6 protein-coding genes are annotated in these 5,032 nt (G+C 31.3%); 2 read left to right on the forward strand and 4 right to left on the reverse strand.

Annotated features, from left to right (window positions below; genetic code table 11):
• Nucleotides 1-237, forward strand: a 237-nt coding sequence (locus AMN81_RS04890) for a histidinol dehydrogenase (RefSeq protein WP_179850571.1), incomplete at its 5' end; no start/stop codon positions are given.
• Between the two features lie 39 nt (nucleotides 238-276).
• Complete coding sequence (locus AMN81_RS04895; RefSeq protein WP_072090955.1) at nucleotides 277-1,032, forward strand: alpha/beta fold hydrolase; 756 nt, start codon at nucleotides 277-279, stop codon at nucleotides 1,030-1,032.
• Here the strand turns inward: AMN81_RS04895 and AMN81_RS04900 are convergent.
• From AMN81_RS04900 to AMN81_RS04915, 4 genes are all read right to left on the reverse strand, one after another.
• Nucleotides 1,029-1,643, reverse strand: coding sequence for a LysE/ArgO family amino acid transporter (locus AMN81_RS04900; RefSeq protein WP_072090956.1), 615 nt, complete (start codon nucleotides 1,641-1,643; stop codon nucleotides 1,029-1,031). The two genes, AMN81_RS04895 and AMN81_RS04900, sit on opposite strands and share 4 nt — an antisense overlap.
• A 9-nt stretch (nucleotides 1,644-1,652) precedes the next feature.
• A complete protein-coding gene (locus AMN81_RS04905; protein ID WP_072090957.1) occupies nucleotides 1,653-3,158 on the reverse strand; it encodes an ABC transporter permease in 1,506 nt (501 codons plus the stop codon).
• On the reverse strand, nucleotides 3,148-4,209 hold the full coding sequence (locus AMN81_RS04910; RefSeq protein WP_072090958.1) for a quaternary amine ABC transporter ATP-binding protein: 1,062 nt from the start codon (nucleotides 4,207-4,209) through the stop codon (nucleotides 3,148-3,150). Before AMN81_RS04910 ends, AMN81_RS04905 begins: the two co-directional genes overlap by 11 nt.
• Nucleotides 4,210-4,276: 67 nt before the next feature.
• Nucleotides 4,277-5,032: ABC transporter substrate-binding protein (locus AMN81_RS04915; RefSeq protein ID WP_072090959.1), on the reverse strand; the 756-nt coding region annotated here is incomplete at its 5' end.

Consider the following 5,032-nt stretch of genomic DNA (forward strand, 5'->3'; position numbering starts at 1 on the left):
GCTTATGGTGACAAATGTTCAGGTACTAATCATATTTTACCTACTAAAGGCGCTGGAAGATATACGGGTGGTTTGTTTGTAGGAAAATTTATTAAAACTTTAAGTTTCCAAAGAATGACAAAAGAATCTACTGAACTTGTCGGTGCAGCTGCTGCTAGAATATCTAGATATGAGGGTATGGAAGCGCATGCAAGAACAGGTGACGTTAGATTAAAAAAATACGGATACTCAAATTAATTTTGTAATCACTAAATAATTTCTGTAATCTTTTTAAAGGTGAAAGATATATTTATAGAGGATAATGGCAAAGGTCATGCATTTGTATTTGTGCATGGTTTTCTTGGATCATCAGAAATGTGGTCTTTGCAAAAGGATTATTTCAAATCAAAATTTAGAATAATTTCACCTGCTTTACCTGGTTTTGGTGAAAGTCATAAAGCTCCTTCATTAAATTCAATTAATGATATGGCTAAATTTGTTTTGGAAATAATAGAAGAAAAGAAAATTAATAAATTTCATTTAATTGGACATTCCATGGGTGGAATGATTGTTCAAGAAATAGCAAAAATTGCAGGTGATAAAATTGAAAAACTAATTTGTTTTGCAACTAGCTCTATTGGGGAAATACCAGGTAGATTTGAAACAATGGATGAATCTATTAGGAGATTAAAAGAAGAAGGTATCAGTGAATTAAAAACTAGAATTCCTCCAAAGTGGTTTGTTAAAGGCAATAAAGATAAAAATTATTTCTTTTGTGAAAATGCTGTAACAAATATTTCAGAAGAAACAGCATCAAATGCGCTTCATGCAATGAAACAATGGAATGGATTTGAAAATCTTAAAAATATTAAAAATCAAACATTGATTGTTTGGGGAGATAAAGATACCGCATATAATCTTGAGCAAGTAGAAACATTGAATAAGAATATCCCTAACAGCGAACTTAAAATTATTAATGGATGTAGTCATAATGCTCACTTAGAAGAGCCAAATAAAATTAATCAAATAATTGATGAGTTCTTGTCTAATTAAATTGAACTTATAACTTCTTTAAGAACATATAAACTTATCACAGTCATAATTGTAATAATTATCCAATTTATTATTTTCCATATTTTCTGATTATTTAAATACTTAGAAAAATAAGTTGAGGCATATCCAATTGAAAAAAAGAATAATAAAGATGCTAGAGAGGCTCCAATACCAAAAGTAATTTTTTGAGATAAAATAAAATTTTTTGAAAAATTTCCTAAAAAGAAAACTGTGTCTGAATAAACATGAGGATTTAAATAAGTAAAACCAAGAGTTTTTAAAAATATTTTTAAAGCAGAAATACTATTAGTTTCTTCATTTAAATTTATGTTTTCGTTTCTTGATTTAATTTTTGAATAAATAAAATGAACTAAAAACAATAATAATAAAATATTAAAAATTAATTCAATTAATGAATTAAAATATTGACTAAAATAATGAAATAAAAATATCCCTGTAAAAATTAATAAACAATCTGATATTGAGCAAATTAAACAGACAAGAAATACGTGTTGGTTTTTTAAGCCTTGTTCAATAACAAAAATATTTTGAGCACCAATGGCTAAAATAAGACTTAAGCTGGTTAAAAAACCTAATAAAGCATACTCCATTAGGATTAATTAAACTCTTTTTTTACCTTGAACAACCCTATCAAGAATAAGAGCTACAAATAATATAGCAACACCTGCTAAAATTCCTTGTCCAACATTAGCATACTGAAGCGCTTCTAAAACATCTTGCCCAAGTCCTTTTGCACCAATTAGAGATGCAACTACTACCATTGCTAAACTTAACATTACCGTCTGGTTTACACCCGCCAAGATAGACGGAGTAGCTAAAGGTAAGTCAACTTTTCTTAACAAATACCACTTGGATGCTCCATAAGCGATTGCAGCTTCCCTAATTGTTTCAGGCACACCTCTTAATCCAAGAACTGTTAATCTAACTACAGGGGTTCCTCCAAAAATCATTGTAATAATTACTGCAGCGACCTTCCCTGTTCCAAAAAAAGCAATTACTGGAATCATAAATACAAAAGCTGGCATTGTTTGCATGAAATCCATTATTGGTCTTATCATTGAATAAAACCTTTGACGTCTTGCACAAAATATTCCAAGTGGAATTCCAATAACTATACTTAATACAGCAGCTGTTCCAAGCAGAGCCAAAGTAGTCATAGCTTTTACCCAAAAACCTAAAAATCCCATATAACATAGAAATCCTGCTGAATAAATCGCAGCTCTTGGGCCCGCAGCTAGACCTGTTAAAGTTACTATAGTTGTAATAATCACTATCCATGGAGTTTTTACAAACAATAGTTCTAAGAAATCTAATACTGATCTAATACCAATAGTGATTGCTGTAAATAAAGCATCTCCTTTTAAAACAGCATAATCAAAAATAGTTTCAACCCATTTAATTGAAGTAAGTCTTATGTCTGGATGAGTTGGAAAATCATCCATTATAGTAATAACTCCTGGAAAACTATAATGCACAACTGAGAAAAACATAATCACTGCAGCAAAAATTGTACTAGAGACAAAATTTTTATTTTGCATTCCTGGTCTTATCGTTTTGTCTGATAACCACTCTGAATATCTTTTTTCTAAAATAGAATTAGCTAAAATCCCTTGGACTATTTTAATTGAAATTAATAAAGCAATACCAAAAATTGTAATCCAAATTGCAGATGCTTCAATCCTAGCAACTTCGTCAATATACCCCTGCATCGCATCTTCTAATGATTTAATGTTACGTTTATAAACATCAACTTTATCTGGGTTATTTGTTATGGCCGCTTCTAGCTGTTTGTTTCTAAATGCAATTGTAGATTCTACTTGTTTTATTTTTTCAACAGCCTCTTTAGTAATATTTCCAAACAACCCTCTTATAATTTGAACAACTGAAAATGTTTCAATTATTAAAAAAGCTAGTGCCCAATTCCATATATTTCTCATTCCAAACCAAATAGGACCTAGAATTCCTGCATATAAGTTAAATGAAAAAGAAAACGTTGGTTTACTTCCAATTTTTTGAAACTCTTTAATGTAATATTCTGGATTTGATTTAACAAAGTCAGTAATAAGTTCTGATCTAGTAGGATTATTTATTTGCTTATTCTCCATCCCCGCCCTCTATCACTGCTTTTAAAAGATCTGATTGTGTAATAACTCCAATATTTTTTTGATCATTATTTTTGACAACTAATGGCTTATCTTTGGATTTTGAAACTTCAATTAATCTACTTAATAATACATGCTCATCTACACTTTGTAAATTTTCTTCCAGTTTACCATTTGAATTTTCATAACTTTCAACTGTTTGCATAATTGTTTTTGCCTGAACAACTTTAAGTCTTGAAATTCCTTTAACAAAGTCAGCAACATATTCGTCAGCTGGGTTAACTACAATTTCTTCAGGGGTACCAATTTGAATTACCTTTCCATCTCTCATAATAGCAATTCTATGCCCTACTCTTACTGCCTCATCTAAATCGTGAGTTATAAAAACTGTTGTCTTTTTCATCTGTTTTGAAAGTTTGATAAATTCTGATTGAAGTTGTCTTCTAATTAGTGGGTCTAATGCACTAAAAGGTTCATCCATTAAAAGAAATTCTGGGTCTGCAGCTAATGCTCTTGCAAGTCCTACTCTTTGTTGCATACCTCCTGATAATTCATGAGCAAATTTGTTACCCCAACCTTGTAATTCAACAATTTCTAAAATTTTATTAGCTGCATCTAAACGATCATTTTTACTTACTCCTCTTATTTCAAGAGGCATTGCAATATTATCTACAACCGATCTGTGAGGCATTAGAGCAAAGTTTTGAAAAACCATACCTATTTTTTTGTTTCTTAATTCTTGTAAATGCTCACGATCAAGCTGCATTACATCTTGCCCATTTATCAAAATCTTTCCTGAAGTTGGTTCTAAAAGTCTGTTTATGTGTCTAACTAGTGTAGATTTTCCACTACCTGAAAGGCCCATTACACAAAATATTTCACCTTGATTAACATCAAATGAAACATCAGAAACACCAATGACTGAATTGTATTCTTCTAAAGCTTCTGTTTTTGAAATTCCTTTATTTTGGATTGCATCTAATGCTTCGGGCGAAGTATTGCCAAATACTTTCCAAACATTTTCAATTTTTATAGCTGAACTCGATGAATCCATATTCGTTTTTATTATAGGAAAATATACTCGGCAATCTTAAATTGCCGAGTATAAAATTTAATTTAGATTATAATCCTAACCAACCGTCTACAGTTGATTTATTTGCTTCCATCCAAGCTCTAGCAACAGCAGCTGGATCTTTCTTCTCAACTGAAACTGCATAAGCCATTGCAGAAACATCATCAGCTGTTAATTGAAAATTCTTGAAGAATTCTACAATCGCTGGTGATTGACTCTCTAAAGAAGTAGCCCAACCGATTTGGATTTGCTTAAGCGCATCTTTAGATGCAACATAAGATTTCTTATACCAGTCAGCATCTGCTTTAGGTTGAATCATTTTATATTTTGCAGGATCATATTTTGGTTCTGTTAACATCACTACGTCAGCCATTCCCCAAATTGCATGAGGTTTGTAACAATAGAATGCATAACCTTCACCTTTTTTGATTGAGTCTAGTACTCTTGCATTTTTAACTGCTTCAGCAGCTCTAACTGCTTCAATACCAGCATCATATAAACCATAGTCTCTTAATTTAACTTGGTTTACATTTGCAGAAGCCCAACCATCAGCACCAATCCAAAACTCACCTTTTCCATTGCCATCACTATCCATAGCTTTAACAACTTCAGGTCTTGCTAAGTCTTCAATTGCTGTAATATTCATTTTTTTAGCAAACTGTTGAGAAACACAATAACCTTGGTTTCCTTCATAAGGTTTGCTGCTTAATTTTAAAGTTCCTTTTGGAACTAAATCATTTGTATAAGCTTCTTGGTTTGGTAACCAAATATCAGGATGCACATCGATTTCACCCTTACCTCTATC

This window comes from Candidatus Pelagibacter communis, assembly GCF_001179845.1.
In the GTDB taxonomy this organism is placed as follows: Bacteria; Pseudomonadota; Alphaproteobacteria; order Pelagibacterales; family Pelagibacteraceae; genus Pelagibacter; species Pelagibacter ubique_Q.

Coding starts and splice junctions, on each gene's coding strand:
- AMN81_RS04900 (WP_072090956.1), bottom strand. CDS start 1,643: ATGGAGTATGCTTTATTAGGTTTTTTAACCAGCTTAAGTCTTATTTTA.
- AMN81_RS04905 (WP_072090957.1), bottom strand. CDS start 3,158: ATGGAGAATAAGCAAATAAATAATCCTACTAGATCAGAACTTATTACT.
- AMN81_RS04910 (WP_072090958.1), bottom strand. CDS start 4,209: ATGGATTCATCGAGTTCAGCTATAAAAATTGAAAATGTTTGGAAAGTA.